This is a genomic window from Nocardioides sp. CCNWLW239 (genome assembly GCF_037137035.1).
In the GTDB taxonomy this organism is placed as follows: Bacteria; Actinomycetota; Actinomycetes; order Propionibacteriales; family Nocardioidaceae; genus Nocardioides.
The window spans coordinates 431,253-444,773 of record NZ_JBBBNW010000001.1 but is presented as its reverse complement, the minus strand read 5'-3'; the positions used below and the strand labels follow the sequence as shown (position 1 = coordinate 444,773).

The following is a 13,521-nucleotide window of genomic DNA, read 5'->3' as shown; positions in this document are numbered from 1 at the left end:
AGAAATGTCCCGGATGGCGGCATGGTCCCTCAGCGACGAGGGCGCGGGAGGATACTGATCCAGCGGCGCAGGGTCCGCTTCAGCCGGTGGCGCACGCTGTTGCACACCACCAGGGGCAGCGCCACACCGACCCGTTCGGCGTCCGCCAGCTCGCGAAGCAGGATCTCCGCGGCCACCCGGGTGTCGTCACCCGCGTCGTGCGCCTTCAGCTGCTCGACCGCGTAGTAGGTGGCGATCGTGGCCAGCGACTTGTCGGGCACGTCCAGCGCGAGCGCCTTCGCGAACCGCATCGTGCACAGCCAGTCCACGACCTCGAGCCGTACGCCGGCACGGTCCGACTCCACGGCCACGAACGTCCAGTCGAAGGCGGCATTGTGCGCCACGAAGACGCGGCCCGCGAGACGCTGGGCGATCGTGGCGGCGACGTCCCGGAAGAACGGGGCGCCGGCGAGGTCGGCGCTGGTCAGCCCGTGGACCTCGACCGGGCCGGGGTCGACGCCGGCGCCGGGGTTGACCAGGGTCTCCCACTCCGACTCCTCGGTGCCGTCGGCGGCGATCTGACGGATCGCCACCTGGATCACGCGGTCGCGGTAGGGGTCGAGCCCGGTCGTCTCGACGTCGAGGACCGCGTAGCCCCGTGGGTTGCCCTGGGCTTGGCCTCGGCCGCGTGATTCGGTGGTGGTCACAGTGCTGACGCTATCGGTGAGCACCGACAGGTCGTGCCGGGGTCGGCGGTGCACCGCCCCGTCGGATCGCCTCCCCGGATCGCCTCGTCAGATCGTCAGGGCCACGATGCCGCCGATGACGACCACCAGCGCGACCAAGACGGCCACCAGTGCGAGCACGCCGGGCTTCTTCTGCTTGACGTGCCCGATCGCGCCCTTTTGGAACGTCGTGGCCGGTGCGGCGTAGTAGACCGGGACCGTCTGGCCCTCGGCGACATCGAAGCTCAGCGATGCCCGGCCGAACTTCCAGGTCCACTGGGTGTACATGTCGACGTTCCACTGCCCGGGAGGCACCGGGAACACGTTGCGACCGTACTGCGTCGGCATCTGGTGCCCGTTGAGCAGCACCGTCGGCACGATCATGTTCGAGGTCAGGTGGCTGCCCTGGATGGTCAGGTCGATCCACCCCACGGGCGGCTGTCCGGGCGCTGGCTGTCCCGAGTGGTCCGGCATCGTCATGGGGCGAATCATGCACGATCCGCCCCGACGACGCGTGCTCAGCCGCGCTCGGCCTTGCTGCGTACGACGCAGAAGTCGTTGCCCTCGATGTCGTTCATGTGGACGAAGCCGGTGCCGTCCGGATCGCGGTGGTCGGCCACGATGGTCGCGCCGAGACCGAGCAGCCGCTCGACCTCCTCGTCGCGGGTGCGGTCGGTCGGCCACAGGTCGAGATGCACCCGGTTCTTGACCGTCTTCGACTCGGGCACCGGGATGAACAGCAGATGCGTCGAACCGTCCGGCGTCATCAGGTGCCACATCGGGTCACCGGGGCTGTTGGGGTCGCTCGGGTCGTCCACGAGGCCCATCGCCTCGGCCCAGAACTGCCCGACCTTCTCCTGGTCGTGACAGTCGAAGGTGATGGAGTGGATCGCTGATGTCATGGGGCAGTCCTAGCTGCCGGCGTACATCGTCCGCAACGGGTTATCGGCAGGGCCGGCTCAGATGTCGACGCTGCCGCCGTCGCGCCAGTAGTAGCCGCCCTCGCGCATCATGAACCCCTCCTCGTAGAGGTAGCGACGCAGCGCGGCGACATCGTCGTGGAACCGGCTGAGGATCTCGTTGACCTCGCGCTCGGGGTAGACGTGGCCGAGCTCGAAGGACTGCGCCAGCTGGTTGAGCACGACCAGCTTTTTGACGTGCTTCGACGGGATCGTGAGCAGCCGCCCGTCCTTGCCGAAGAACCGTCTCAGGGTCTCGGCATCGTCGGGCCGGGGCTGCCAGGTCGCGCGGGTCACCTCTTCATCGTGGCTGATCCGGCCGGGGGATGCGACTGGTTTGTCTGCCGGTCCCGCGGCCGTGCGTTACGAGCCGCGCGCGGGCGACGAGGTCGTGGGCGGCGGAGCTCCAGTCGGCGTAGTCGAACTCGAAGCCCGCCTCCCGCAGCCGCGTCGGGACGACACGACGGCTCTTGAGAAGCAGCTCGGTGTCCGTACGCAGCACCCACGCTCCGACCTCCGCCATCCAGCGGGTGGCGGGCAGCCCGATCGGCACCCCGGCCGCCGTCCGCAGCACGCGCATCAGCTCACGCTGGGGGACCGGTGCCGGTGCCGCCAGGTTCACCGGCCCGGCGATGTCGTCGCGCTCGATGAGCAGATCGCAGGCACGTACGAGATCCTGCTCGTGGATCCAGGACACGAACTGGTCGCCGCCGGCGACGGGGCCACCGAGACCGAGTCGGGTCATGGTGAGGAGTACGTCGAAGACACCGCCCTTGTCAGGGCTCATCACCATGGCGGCGCGGAGGGCGACCTTGCGGGTGCGAGGTGTCTCGGCTGCTGCCTGCGCGGCCTCCCATCGCCTGGCGATCCGGGTGGAGAACTCCCAGTAGGCGGGGACGTCGGGCTCGTCGCCGCCGATGACGCCGGTCGCCTCGTCGTTGGCGGCATCGAAGCGGTGGGCGTAGATCGTCGCGGTACTCATCTGCAGCCAGGTGGCCGGGGCAGCCGACGCCTTCGCGATCGCCGCGCCGACGACCTCGGTCGACTCGACCCGCGAGTCCATCATCTGCTTCAGGTTGGCCTCGGTGTAGCGACAGCTGACCGACCGGCCCGCGAGGTTCACCACCACGTCCGCTCCGTCGATCTCGTCGGCCCACGGACCGATCGTCCGGCCGTCCCACCGGACGTGACGTACGCCGTCCTCGAGCTGTTCAGCGTGTCGGGAGAGCACCACGACCTCATGCCCTCGCGCGCTCCAAGCGCGCCGAAGGATGCCTCCGACCTGGCCGGTCCCGCCCGGTATCACGATCTTCATGGGATTGACCTTACGGCTGATTTGAGCGATCGCTCAAGACCTGCGCACCCTTGAATTTGAGCAATCGCTCAAGTAGGCGGGAAGGCAGCGCGGGCGGATTGCGCTGCCATGTCCGTGCTGATGGGACTCGCCTGTGGGGGCATACTCGGCTCCGTGCTGATCGTCTTCAACCAGCTCATCGCCGAGGAGCCCCCTGCGACATGAACCCCACCAAGGCCAAGCTGATGCTGGCGGTGACCGACCTGCTCAAGGAGGACGGGATCGCGGGGCTCTCGGCGCGGGCGATCGCGACCCGGGCGGACGTCAACCAGGCTTTGGTCTTCTACCACTTCGGCACCGTCACGGATCTCGTCGATCAGGCCTGTCGGGCGGCGACGGACGAGGCAGCGGAGTCCTACCGAGACGAGTTCGCTCAGGTGACCTCGCTGAGCGAGCTGCTGGACCTCGGTCGAGGCCTTCACGAGCGCGAGCGAGCCGCAGGCAACATCACGGTGATGGCGCAGCTCCTGGCCGGCGCGCAACGCGACCAGACCCTGGCGGAGACGGCCCGCTACGCGCTGGACCGGTGGAACGGCGAGATCGAGGCCGCGGTCGCACGTGCGTTGGAGGGAAGCCCGGTCGAGGACGTCGTCGACGCCCCCGGCCTCTCGCGCGCGATCAGCGCAGCATTCATCGGCCTGCTCATGTATGACGGCGTCGACCGCCCCGGCGCCGACTCGGCCTTCACCTCCCTGGAACAGCTCGGCGCGCTCGTCGAGGTCATCGAAGACCTCGGCCCCGCGTCCCGGCTCGTCCTCCGCTCCCGGCTCAAGGGCCGCGGCTAGTGGTGTGTCGCGGAAGTTCCTGAACGTTTGGCGTCGTCAGGGTGTGTGCATGGCAAGGCGGCGTCGCGAAGTCATACCGGCGTCTTCCGAGCGGCGCCAACGCAGCCAGGGGCGTGCCATGGCGGCGCGAAGCGCCCAGGATATTCCGGGACGCGCCACTAGCGCGACTCGTCCGGGCCGGGATCCGTGAACGAGACCGGCGTGCCGGTGGCGCGGGCATAGGCGATCTCCCTGCTCGTGGAATCCCCGATGTAGCCACCCGGGTTGACGACCAGAACCCGGTCGGCCAGGTCGATCTTCCGCAGATGGAGGGCGTCCAGCGTGGCCTTCTGCTCCTCGGTGATCTCCGCGCTTGCTTCGCCCGCTTCGCCGGGCGCGAGGACAATGACGCCGGCGAAGGTCAGAGCACGGTTCTCCGCACGCATCTCCTCCACGAACTGCATGGAGCCACAGATGCAGACGATCTCAGGTCGTTCGGGCACGCTCAGCCCTTCGGTCGAACGGAAGCTGTCAGTGGGCATGCTGGCATCAACGGTGAGCGCGCCGCCCAGCCACAGTCACCCATTCAGCACCGCGCGAGCCATCACCAGCCGATCGGCGCAACGTACCGGCATCGTCTTCCAGTAGTACGGAAACGTCATGACGGCGATGAACAGCGCCCAAGCACGTGCGCGGAGCCAGGTGGCGTCGTCGAGGCCGAGGAGCCGGCGGAACTCGTCACGACCAGGGGCATCGAGCAGCTCCCAGGCGCAGATCAGGTCGACGGTCGGGTCGCCGACGGAGAGCGCACCGAAGTCGAGCACGGCGACGAGCCGACCGTCGTGGGCGAGCAGGTTCTCGGCGAGCAGGTCGCCGTGGAGCCAGTGCTGCTCGGGCTCGACGGGTGGCAGGGTCATGGCCTGGTCCCAGAGGCTCGCGACCGCATCCAGGTCCAGGTCGAGCTCGGCGAGCTCGCGACACTGCTGCATGCACGACTGGAAGTCGGCGGCGAAGTCGGTGATCGGTCTGCCGCGATACCACCGAAGCTCGGGGTCGGCGAGCGCTTCCTGGGGGACCTTCGACCGGCGGAGCCCTGCCACGACGGCCGCCAGGTCCGCAGCGGTCACGTCACCGGCGCCGGGGCCCGGCTTGTCTCCGTCGAGCCAGCGCACGACGCTCCAGCGTTCGGGATAGCCGAACCCCGACTCGCCGACCGTCAGCACCTCGGGAGTCGCCACCGGCAGGTTGGCCGCGAGCTCGGGGAGCCAACGGGCCTCCTGCGTGATGGCGGCTGAACCGCCGGGCTGGCGGGGAAGACGTACGAGATGCTCCGTGCCGAGCCAGAAGAGCCGGTTGGTCGACCCGGTCGAGTCCAGCGGGTGGAGCGGAAGATCTGCGTACGCGGGGAGGTCCCGTCTCAGCAGCGACCTCACCAGGTCGTCGTCGATCATCAGCTCGTCGTCGTGCATCGCGGCGTTCATCGTGGTCGAGCCAACCACGCCGGCGTCTCGCGGCGCGCATGGTTTTCGGTGGTCGACCGCGTGGCTCAGACGAGGGTGATCGAGATGAGCGCGCGGTCTCCGACCTGGAGGTCCTCCGTGCGGCGTACGGCCTTCTTGATCGGTAGCGCGTAGCCGTCCTGGCCCGGGAAGACCGAGGTCCTCCAGACGGTGGCGCCGATCCGGGCCTCGACCCTGACCGAACCGAAGCCTCGGGGCGGGCCGATCGCGATCGACGCCTCCCGGATCTCCTCGGTCACCTCGGGCGGCGCGGTCACAAAGATCCAGGCGTCGGTCTCGTCCTTCCACGGCCACAGCTCGGCCTCGAACTCCCAGGTCTCCATGGGGCCCATCCTCCTCCAGAAAGACGTAGGTCGACCGTACGGTCGGCGACTAGGGTGCGGCCATGGCTGCCCCTCGCTCGCTCGACCAGAGACTCGCCGACACCCGCGCCCGTCTGGAGAACGACATCGATCTGTGGATCGCGTCGGCGCACGACGACCAGCCGTGGCTGGTGCCGATCTCCTTCGTGTGGTGGGAGGGCGAGATCTGGATCGCGAGCATGGGAGGGGCGCGTACGCAGCGCAACCTCGTGGCCTCGCCGGTCGTCCGTCTCGCGCTCGGCGAGCTGCGCGACGTCGTGATCGTCGACGGTCGCGCCGAGGTCGAGCCGATGGCACAGACCCCGAAGAAGGTGCTCGAGATCTACGCGGCGAAGCAGGGCGGTGACCCGAGCAGCTGGGCCGACAGCCTGATCCGCGTGCGGCCGACGAAGGTCCAGGCCTGGCGCGAGGAGAACGAGCTCGAGGACCGGCACCTGATGCGGAACGGCCGCTGGCTGGACGAGGACGGAGACGAGGATGGAGACGAGGATGGATCGGATGGGAGCTGAGCTGACCGAGGACACCTTCCGCGCCCTCGCCCGCTCGTCACCGTGGCGCTTCTCCACCGCGCACTTCACCTGGCGTACGCCGACGGACGGTGACGTCGAGTGCTGGCTGCGCCGGCCCGGTCGGCTGCGGGTGCGCGACGCCGGCGGCGACCGCGCCGTCGACGAGAAGGTGACCGACCCGGTGCCCGAGCCGGTCCTACGCGCCGACGGCCTCGTGGCGAGCCGGCCGCGGGCCCACACCCACGAGATCGACGACCCGATGTGGCAGAACTACGTGTTCGTGTCGATGCTCGATCCCGAGGAGCTTTCGGCCGACGTAGTGCTGAGCGACCTGCGCTCGGAGCCGCGAGCGGGGCGGGAGACCTGGTGGGCGAGGGCGGTGCCCGGTGAGGGGTACGAGCCTCGCTGCGGTTGTTGCCCGCTGCTGTGGTCGCGGGTCACCGACCGGCTCGAGTACGGCGACGGTGCCCCGGGGTGGGAGCCGCCCGCGGGGACGGTCTACCCCGAGGCGTACGTCATCGGGTTGGACGTGGCGACCGGCATCGTCGTGCACCTCAGCCCGGTCGGCGGCTCCCGGCCCGATCTCGCCTTCGAGACGACGATCCATGAAGCAGGAATGTCGGTGGTCTCTGCTTAGGTGGTGGTGAGGACGACATCCGATCCAGACGGAGGAGATGTCATGACCATCAGCACGACCATCGATGAGGAGATCGAGCGGTTCGAGGAGGAGTTCGGCGAGCGGCCTGCCTGTGAGTGCAGCTGTGGCAGCCCGGACAGCGACGCGGAGCCTTGTGGCGAGGTGGCGGCGTACGCCGTGACCGTGCTCTGTCCCGACGACCGGTGCACCCACACCTACCTCCTGTGCCGGGAGTGCAGGGACCAGTGGGTGCAGAACTGTCCACCTCCTCACCAGCTCCGCGTCGCTGCGCTCGGGTGAGGCTCATGCCACCGGCACCACCCAGACGTCGGCGACGGACGGGTCGTAGTCGGCGCCGGTGTCCCGGAACCGGATCCGCACCGAGCCGTCAGCGGTCTGCGCCGAGGGCTCCACCAGGAACTGGTGGGTCATCGTGCCCTGCCCACCGCTGGTGCGGGTCAGGTCGACGCTGTGCGCGACCTGGCCGTCGAGCTCGACGTCGTAGGTCTTGCGTCGTGCTCCGTCGAACGTCTCCACGACGCGGACCACGAACGATCCGCTCGTCGGCACCGCCGCGTCGAACTCGAACCAGCCGCCCGGGTAGGAGGAGTGTGTGTAGCGGCGGGTCAGCCCGGCCTCCTGGTTGGTGCCCGACCGCTCGGAGGCGGTCAGCCCGTGGGCCTTCTCCGAGGTCGCCTCGCCGAGGTCGATGTGGTCGGTCGACTCCGACGGTGGCGTCGCGAGTCCGACGGTCACGGTGGCCGCCGCCTGCTCCGCCGGCGTCGCCCCGGTCGCCATGGTCAGGGAGACCGGGCCGGCCACGACCGTCTGCGGCACGACGACCTCGACCTCCACATCGTCGTCCTGACCGGCGGGGATCTCGTAGCCCACCGGCTCTGTCGACCAGCCGGCGGGACCGGTCAGCGACAGCTCGCCACGCTGGGTGACGGCGCTGCGGTTGTGCAGCGTCGCGGTGACGGTCGCGGTCTGTCCGCCGTCGACCGAGGCCGGGGCGCTCGAGGTTGCGGCGATCTGCACGCCGGGCCCGACCACCAGGGTGCCTCCCACCGGGAGCCTGGCGGTGCCACCCGAGCGGCTGTAGGACAGCTCACCGCTGAGCTCCGTGGGACCCACGGCGGCATCCTCCGGCACCGTGACCTCATAGAGGTGCTCGACCTGCCCGCCGGCGGGCACGGTGTCGGCGGGCGCACCGACCTGCTCGGCGGTCCATCCGTCCGGCACCTCGAGCGACGAGGCCACCTCTTGCAGTGACTGCTTGCCGGAGTTGTCGACCCGCACCGACACCTCGACGGCGTCGCCGGGAAGGACTTCCTCGTCGGGCACCTGCAGGACGGCGACCGCTCCGACCAGCCGGGCCGACGCTCGGGAGAGACTCTTCTCGATCGCCGTCAGCCGATCGCGCAGACCTGCCGCGGCCGCGTCGGTGAGCATGCCGTTCTCGGCGTACATCTGCACGGCGCGGTCGAGGTTCGCGGTCGCCGCGAGGGCACGATGGACCGCCTCGGCGACCCGCTCTTCCTCGGCGTCACCGGCGGCGAGGCCCCAGGCGTCGTCGATCTGGTCGCGCAGCTGGGCGGTCCGCTTCGTGAGGTCGCGCTTGGCGGCCTTGCCCGCCGGCCCGGCGAGGCTCAGCGAGGAGATCTGCCCAGCTGTCGCGGCGGCCTCAGCCCGGGCGGCGCCGAGGTCCCCGAGAGCGGGGGCGACCGCGAAGCTGTAGTCGCCGGATCCGACCTCGAGAACGACCACGTCCTCGTCCTCACGCACGAACTCCACGTGCTCCGAGTTCTCGATCGGCGAACCGCCCTCGGTCACCGCCCACCGGTTGGCGGCCGGGATCCGCACCTCGGCGGTCGTGTTGGCCGGGACGGTCACGTCGAGGGTCATCGGCCCGTCGCCGGTCGTCCACGCGCTGCGTACGGTGCCGTACGGGGTCTGGAGGCTGTAGTCGACGTCGTCGACGCCGTCTCCGGGCTCCGGCGCGATCGAGATCTTGCGGTAGCCGGGCTCGGCGGCCGAGACGCCGGCCATGGTGCGATACATCCACTCGCCGACGGCGCCGTAGGCGTAGTGGTTGAAGGAGTTCATGCCCACGTCGTTGAAGGTGCCGTCCGGGTTGATCGAGTTCCAGCGCTCCCAGATCGTGGTGGCGCCCTTGCCGATCTCGTAGCCCCACGACGGATAGTCCTCGTGCTGCAGCAGCCGGTAGGCGATGTCGGTGCGTCCGGCCTTGGTCAGTGCAGGCAGCAGGCCGTCGACGCCGAGGAACCCGGTCGAGAGGTGGTAGTCACGCCGCTCGAGCGTCTCGACGAACTGGGCGTAGACCGCATCGCGCCGGTCCTCGGGCTCGAGGTCGTTGGTCAGGGTGAGGATGTACGCGGTCTGGCTGTCGCCCTTGACGGACCCGTCGGCCGCGATGAACGCCTGCTGGTAGGCCGCCCGGATGGCCTCGTAGCGCTCGTGGTAGGCAGCGGCGTCGGCGTCCCTGCCGATGGCCTTCGCCATCTGCGCGAACTCCCGGGTGCTCTTCGCGACGAAGGCGGTGTCCAGGACGTCCGCGGGTGTCGGGTCGTCGAGGTTGAGCCAGTCCAGGTAGCCGCCGGCGGATCGGATGTGTCCGGTCGAGTCGGCGTCGAGGAAGTCGACGTACCGCTTCATCATGTCGTAGTTCTCGGTGATGACGCCGGTGTCGCCGTAGGCCTGCCACAGCGTCCACGGCACGTGCACGCCTGCGTCCATCCAGCCGGCCGACTCGTAGCCGCCGTCGAAGCGGCCCGGGACGACCGGGGCGACGCCGGGCAGCGATCCGTTGGGCCGCTGGGTGTCGCGCAGGTCCTGCAGCCATTTGGTCAGGAACGACTCGGAGTCCATGTTGTAGACCGCGGTCCGGGCGAACACGTTGATGTCACCGGTCCACCCCATCCGCTCGTCACGAGCCGGGGTGTCGGTCGGGATGGAGAGGAAGTTGCCGCGCATGCCCCACACGATGTTGCTCTGCAGCTGGTCGACCAGGCCCGAGCTGGTGTCCAGCGTGCTGGTCAGGTCGCCGTCGGTGCCGACCACGACGCCGACGATGTCGGAGGCGTCAGGTGCCTCGTCCACCCCGGAGATCTCGACGTAGCGGAAGCCGTGGAAGGTGAAGGACGGCTCGTACGTCTCGGGCTCGTCCGACCCGAAGGTGTAGGTGTCCGTGGCCTTCGCGCTGCGGAGATTGGCGGTGTAGAGGGTGCCGTCGGGGTTGAGCACCTCGCCGTGGCGGATCGTGACCGTCTCGCCCTTCTCTCCCTGCAGGGTGAGACGGACGTGGCCGACCATGTTCTGGCCGAGGTCGTAGAGGTAGACACCCTCGGTCGGGGAGTCGATCCGCTTGGCGGTCTCGAGCTCGTCGGTGACGCGTACGTCGACGGCAGTCTGCGGCTCGAGGACATCGGTCGGCTCGTCCTTGACGGCGACCGGTGCCCAGCCCTCGGCGTCGAAGCCGGCCTCGTCCCACTCGTCGACCTCCGCCGCGCGGCGGGCGTCGTACCACTCGCCGTCGAGGAGGTCGGCCTCGCGGGTCGGCCCGCCGGTGGTGCGCCAGGTGTCATCGGTGCGTACGACCTCGCTGGTGCCGTCGGAGTAGTCGACGACGAGCTCGGCGATCACGGAGTTGTCGGTGCCGTAGACGTCGGTGCCGAACATCGCGACCTTGCCGGAGTACCAGCCGGGCGCCACCTCGGCCCCGAACACGTTCGATCCGGAGCGCACCAGCTCGGTCACGTCGTAGGTCTGGTAGTCGATGCGCTTGTCGTACGCCGTCCAGCCGGGCGCCAGCTCGGCGTCGCCGACCCGCTTGCCGTTGAGGCGCAGCTCGTAGACACCGCGCGCCGAGGCGTAGACGCGGGCGCGGGTGACCTTCTTCGATCCCAGATCGACCTCCTTGCGCAGCAGCGGCACCGCGTCGTCGCCGCGCAGCCATGCCTCGCCGCCGGCGTTGTCGACCCGGAGTCCGTCCGCGGTGACGGTGCCGGCGGTGAAGGTGCGGTCGCCGGCTGGGAAGTCGGTGTCCACGAGGGTGGTGCCACCGGCGCTGGTGACGGACACGTCGTGGACCAGTCCGTGCTCGGGCCCGCTGGTGCGGAATCCCATGACCCCGGGCCCCGCGAAGGTGGCATCGGTGCGCTGGTCGAGCTGCTGGCCGTCGATCGAGGTCGTGATCGTGTCGCCCGCGACGGTGATCGCGTAGTCGTGCTCCGCGGCGAAGTCGAAGCCGCTCGGGACCGGCTTCGCGGGCAGCACGGAGTAGCCGCCGTTGCGCTTCACGTGTGGGCGAAGCGCGTCCTCGGACTCGCTGAACTGCCACATGTAGGCGTTCTCGGTGTTCTCGCCACGGAAGTAGACGCCGAGGGCTCCGCCGATGTCGGAGGCGGTGAACTCGATCGTGTAGTCGGTCCACTCCGCGCCCAGCTCGGGGGTTTCCGCGCCGATCCAGTCAGCGGTCCACGCTTCCTTGCCGAGGCCGGTGGAGAACGTCGCCGGCTCGCTCCACGCGGAGGCGACGCCGTCGTCGTCCCAGACCCGCACCGACCAGACGTAGTCGGTGCGGGGCTTCAGGGCCGGCCCGGCGTACCGGACGTCGACGGACCGCCCGGACTTCACCTTCCGGCTGTCCCACACGTCGGGCGAGGTGAGCCGTCGCTCCGAGGATGCGACCCGGATCTGGTAGGCCTTCTGGGTCACGCCGCGGCGCTCGGAGTCGAGCTGCCAGCCCAGCGTGGGGGCGGTCGTCGCGATGCCGAGCGGATCGACCAGCGCATTCGTACGCAGCTCGTCGACGACGGGGACGGCGCCCACGCTCTCGGTCGGTGGGACTGCGCTGGCGGCGAGTGGGGGCAGTGCGGGGGAGAGGATGACGGCGAAGGTGGCCGTGACCAGCCCGGCGATGTGTCGGCGCACGCGGACTCCTGATGTCGATGAATTGAAACGCTTCATCGAGTATGGCGCTCGTCACATCGCGCGTGCAGCGACTTGGCCGCATCCGGCCACGATCAACGATTCAACCGGTCAGGACGTGAGGTCGTCGAGGGAGTCGGCGTCGACGATCCGGTAGGCATAGCCCTGCTCGGCCAGGAAGCGCTGACGGTTCTGGGCGAAGTCGGCGTCGATGGTGTCGCGGGAGACGATCGTGTAGAAGTGCGCGGTCTTGTTGCCGTCGCCGGGGCGCAGCAGCCGGCCGAGCCGCTGGGCCTCCTCCTGGCGCGATCCGTAGGCGCCGGAGACCTGGATCGCGACCTCCGCCGAGGGCAGGTCGATGGAGAAGTTGGCGACCTTGGAGACGACGAGCAGGTCGATCTCCCCGGCGCGGAAGGCGTCGAAGAGCCGCTGCCGCTCCTTGACCGACGTCTTGCCCTCGATCACCGGGGCGTCGAGCGCGGCGGCGATCTCGTCGAGCTGCTCGAGATACTGCCCGATCACCAGCGTCGGTTTGCCGGCGTGGGAGGCGACGATCTCCTTGACCACGTCGATCTTGTGGTGCGTGCACGAGGCGATCCGGTAGCGCTCGTCCGGCTCGGCGGTGGCGTAGACGAGTCGCTCGTCGGCAGGCAGGGTCACCCGCACCTCGACGCAGTCCGCCGGGGCGATCCAGCCCTGCGCCTCGATGTCTTTCCAGGGGGCGTCGTAGCGCTTGGGGCCGATCAGGGAGAAGACGTCCCCCTCGCGCCCGTCCTCGCGCACCAGCGTGGCGGTCAGGCCGAGCCGGCGGCGGGCCTGCAGGTCGGCGGTCATCCGGAAGATCGGAGCAGGCAGGAGGTGGACCTCGTCGTAGACGACCAGTCCCCAGTCGCGGGCGTCGAGCAGCTCCAGGTGAGGGTAGGCGCCCTTCCGGCGCGTGGTCAGGACCTGGTAGGTGGCGATCGTGACCGGCCGGATCTCCTTGACCGACCCCGAGTATTCGCCGATCTCGTCCGGGGTCAGTGAGGTGCGGCGTACGAGCTCGTCCTTCCACTGCCGCGCGGAGACGGTGTTGGTGACGAGGATCAGCGTGGTCGCCTGAGCATGGGCCATCGCGGCAGCGCCGACGAGCGTCTTGCCGGCACCGCAGGGGAGCACGACGACACCGGAGCCGCCGTGCCAGAACGACTCGGCCGCCTCCGACTGGTAGGGACGGAGATTCCAGTCGGTGGTGTCGAGCGCGATCGGGTGCGCTTCACCGTCGACATAACCGGCGTAGTCCTCGGCCGGCCAGCCGAGCTTGAGCAGCGCCTGCTTGAGGTTGCCGCGCTCGGAGGGGTGGACGGCGATGGTGTCCTCGTCGACCCGGGCACCGAGCATCCCGGCTACCTTCTTCGCCCGGACGACCTCCTCCAGCACCGCGCGGTCCGAGGACACCAGGACCAGCCCGTTGACCGGGTTCTTCTCCAACCGCAAGCGGCCATAGCGGGCCATCGTCTCGGCGACGTCGACCAGCAGGGCGTGCGGAACGGGATAGCGGGAGAACTCCAGGAGCGTGTCGACCACCTGCTCGGCGTCGTGCCCGGCCGCGCGCGCGTTCCACAGCCCCAACGGCGTGAGGCGGTAGGTGTGGATGTGCTCCGGCGACCGCTCCAGCTCGGCGAACGGCGCGATCGCCTTGCGGCACTCACCTGCCCGGGCATGGTCGACCTCGAGCAGCAGCGTCTTGTCCGACTGGACGATCAGAGGGCCGTCGTTCACC

Annotated in this window: 14 protein-coding genes; 4 read left to right on the top strand and 10 right to left on the bottom strand. The window is 69.5% G+C overall.

Annotation, left to right across the window (positions count from 1 at the left end):
* Positions 1 to 29 precede the first annotated feature (29 nt).
* From WBG06_RS02195 to WBG06_RS02175, 5 genes are all read right to left on the bottom strand, one after another.
* A complete protein-coding gene (locus WBG06_RS02195; protein ID WP_336734694.1) occupies positions 30 to 686 on the bottom strand; it encodes an exonuclease domain-containing protein in 657 nt (218 codons plus the stop codon).
* 87 nt (positions 687 to 773) lie between these two features.
* Entirely contained in the window at positions 774 to 1,184 is a 411-nt protein-coding gene (locus WBG06_RS02190; RefSeq protein ID WP_336734692.1) for a hypothetical protein, read from the bottom strand.
* Between the two features lie 38 nt (positions 1,185 to 1,222).
* On the bottom strand, positions 1,223 to 1,606 hold the full coding sequence (locus WBG06_RS02185) for a VOC family protein (protein WP_336734690.1): 384 nt from the start codon (positions 1,604 to 1,606) through the stop codon (positions 1,223 to 1,225).
* Between the two features lie 57 nt (positions 1,607 to 1,663).
* Positions 1,664 to 1,960 (bottom strand): DUF2087 domain-containing protein, encoded by a 297-nt coding sequence (locus WBG06_RS02180; RefSeq protein WP_336734688.1) that lies wholly within the window; start codon positions 1,958 to 1,960, stop codon positions 1,664 to 1,666.
* Positions 1,961 to 1,964: 4 nt separating this feature from the next.
* On the bottom strand, positions 1,965 to 2,978 hold the full coding sequence (locus WBG06_RS02175; protein ID WP_336734686.1) for a TIGR01777 family oxidoreductase: 1,014 nt from the start codon (positions 2,976 to 2,978) through the stop codon (positions 1,965 to 1,967).
* A 200-nt stretch (positions 2,979 to 3,178) separates the two neighbouring features.
* Between WBG06_RS02175 and WBG06_RS02170 the strand changes: the two genes are divergently transcribed.
* Positions 3,179 to 3,802 (top strand): TetR/AcrR family transcriptional regulator, encoded by a 624-nt coding sequence (locus WBG06_RS02170; protein WP_336734684.1) that lies wholly within the window; start codon positions 3,179 to 3,181, stop codon positions 3,800 to 3,802.
* 158 nt (positions 3,803 to 3,960) lie between these two features.
* On the opposite strand, the gene WBG06_RS02165 is transcribed toward WBG06_RS02170, so the two are convergent.
* Genes WBG06_RS02165 through WBG06_RS02155 form a run of 3 tightly spaced genes read right to left on the bottom strand, consistent with a single transcriptional unit; the run spans position 3,961 to position 5,624 of the window.
* Complete coding sequence (locus WBG06_RS02165) at positions 3,961 to 4,323, bottom strand: hypothetical protein (RefSeq protein ID WP_336734683.1); 363 nt, start codon at positions 4,321 to 4,323, stop codon at positions 3,961 to 3,963.
* Between the two features lie 36 nt (positions 4,324 to 4,359).
* On the bottom strand, positions 4,360 to 5,280 hold the full coding sequence (locus WBG06_RS02160) for an aminoglycoside phosphotransferase family protein (RefSeq protein WP_336734681.1): 921 nt from the start codon (positions 5,278 to 5,280) through the stop codon (positions 4,360 to 4,362).
* Positions 5,281 to 5,327: 47 nt separating this feature from the next.
* Positions 5,328 to 5,624 carry a DUF1905 domain-containing protein gene (locus tag WBG06_RS02155; RefSeq protein WP_336734679.1) on the bottom strand — a complete coding sequence of 99 codons (297 nt, stop codon included), beginning with the start codon at positions 5,622 to 5,624 and terminating at the stop codon, positions 5,328 to 5,330.
* Positions 5,625 to 5,686: 62 nt separating this feature from the next.
* On the opposite strand from WBG06_RS02155, the gene WBG06_RS02150 reads away from it, so the two are divergent.
* From WBG06_RS02150 to WBG06_RS02140, 3 genes are read left to right on the top strand one after another with little or no spacing between them, the layout of a single operon-like run.
* Positions 5,687 to 6,172, top strand: a complete 486-nt coding sequence (locus tag WBG06_RS02150) for a pyridoxamine 5'-phosphate oxidase family protein (protein ID WP_336734677.1) — start codon at positions 5,687 to 5,689, stop codon at positions 6,170 to 6,172.
* Positions 6,162 to 6,809: a hypothetical protein gene (locus tag WBG06_RS02145; protein ID WP_336734675.1), complete on the top strand. Its 648-nt coding sequence runs from the start codon at positions 6,162 to 6,164 to the stop codon at positions 6,807 to 6,809. The genes WBG06_RS02150 and WBG06_RS02145 overlap by 11 nt, the downstream gene beginning before the upstream one ends.
* A gap of 42 nt (positions 6,810 to 6,851) precedes the next feature.
* Entirely contained in the window at positions 6,852 to 7,109 is a 258-nt protein-coding gene (locus WBG06_RS02140; protein WP_336734672.1) for a hypothetical protein, read from the top strand.
* A gap of 3 nt (positions 7,110 to 7,112) precedes the next feature.
* Here WBG06_RS02140 and WBG06_RS02135 read toward each other — a convergent pair whose 3' ends face one another.
* Both WBG06_RS02135 and WBG06_RS02130 read right to left on the bottom strand, forming a co-directional pair.
* Entirely contained in the window at positions 7,113 to 11,762 is a 4,650-nt protein-coding gene (locus WBG06_RS02135; RefSeq protein WP_336734670.1) for a family 78 glycoside hydrolase catalytic domain, read from the bottom strand.
* A 108-nt stretch (positions 11,763 to 11,870) separates the two neighbouring features.
* A complete protein-coding gene (locus WBG06_RS02130; protein WP_336734668.1) occupies positions 11,871 to 13,520 on the bottom strand; it encodes a DNA repair helicase XPB in 1,650 nt (549 codons plus the stop codon).
* Position 13,521 lies beyond the last annotated feature (1 nt).

What these genes read in the sequence shown, in the direction of transcription:
- WBG06_RS02140 (WP_336734672.1), top strand. Translation starts at nt 6,852, where the DNA reads ATGACCATCAGCACGACCATCGATGAGGAGATCGAGCGGTTCGAGGAG.
- WBG06_RS02165 (WP_336734683.1), bottom strand. Translation starts at nt 4,323, where the DNA reads ATGCCCACTGACAGCTTCCGTTCGACCGAAGGGCTGAGCGTGCCCGAA.
- WBG06_RS02155 (WP_336734679.1), bottom strand. Translation starts at nt 5,624, where the DNA reads ATGGAGACCTGGGAGTTCGAGGCCGAGCTGTGGCCGTGGAAGGACGAG.
- WBG06_RS02150 (WP_336734677.1), top strand. Translation starts at nt 5,687, where the DNA reads ATGGCTGCCCCTCGCTCGCTCGACCAGAGACTCGCCGACACCCGCGCC.
- WBG06_RS02145 (WP_336734675.1), top strand. Translation starts at nt 6,162, where the DNA reads ATGGGAGCTGAGCTGACCGAGGACACCTTCCGCGCCCTCGCCCGCTCG.
- WBG06_RS02175 (WP_336734686.1), bottom strand. Translation starts at nt 2,978, where the DNA reads ATGAAGATCGTGATACCGGGCGGGACCGGCCAGGTCGGAGGCATCCTT.
- WBG06_RS02185 (WP_336734690.1), bottom strand. Translation starts at nt 1,606, where the DNA reads ATGACATCAGCGATCCACTCCATCACCTTCGACTGTCACGACCAGGAG.
- WBG06_RS02190 (WP_336734692.1), bottom strand. Translation starts at nt 1,184, where the DNA reads ATGACGATGCCGGACCACTCGGGACAGCCAGCGCCCGGACAGCCGCCC.
- WBG06_RS02170 (WP_336734684.1), top strand. Translation starts at nt 3,179, where the DNA reads ATGAACCCCACCAAGGCCAAGCTGATGCTGGCGGTGACCGACCTGCTC.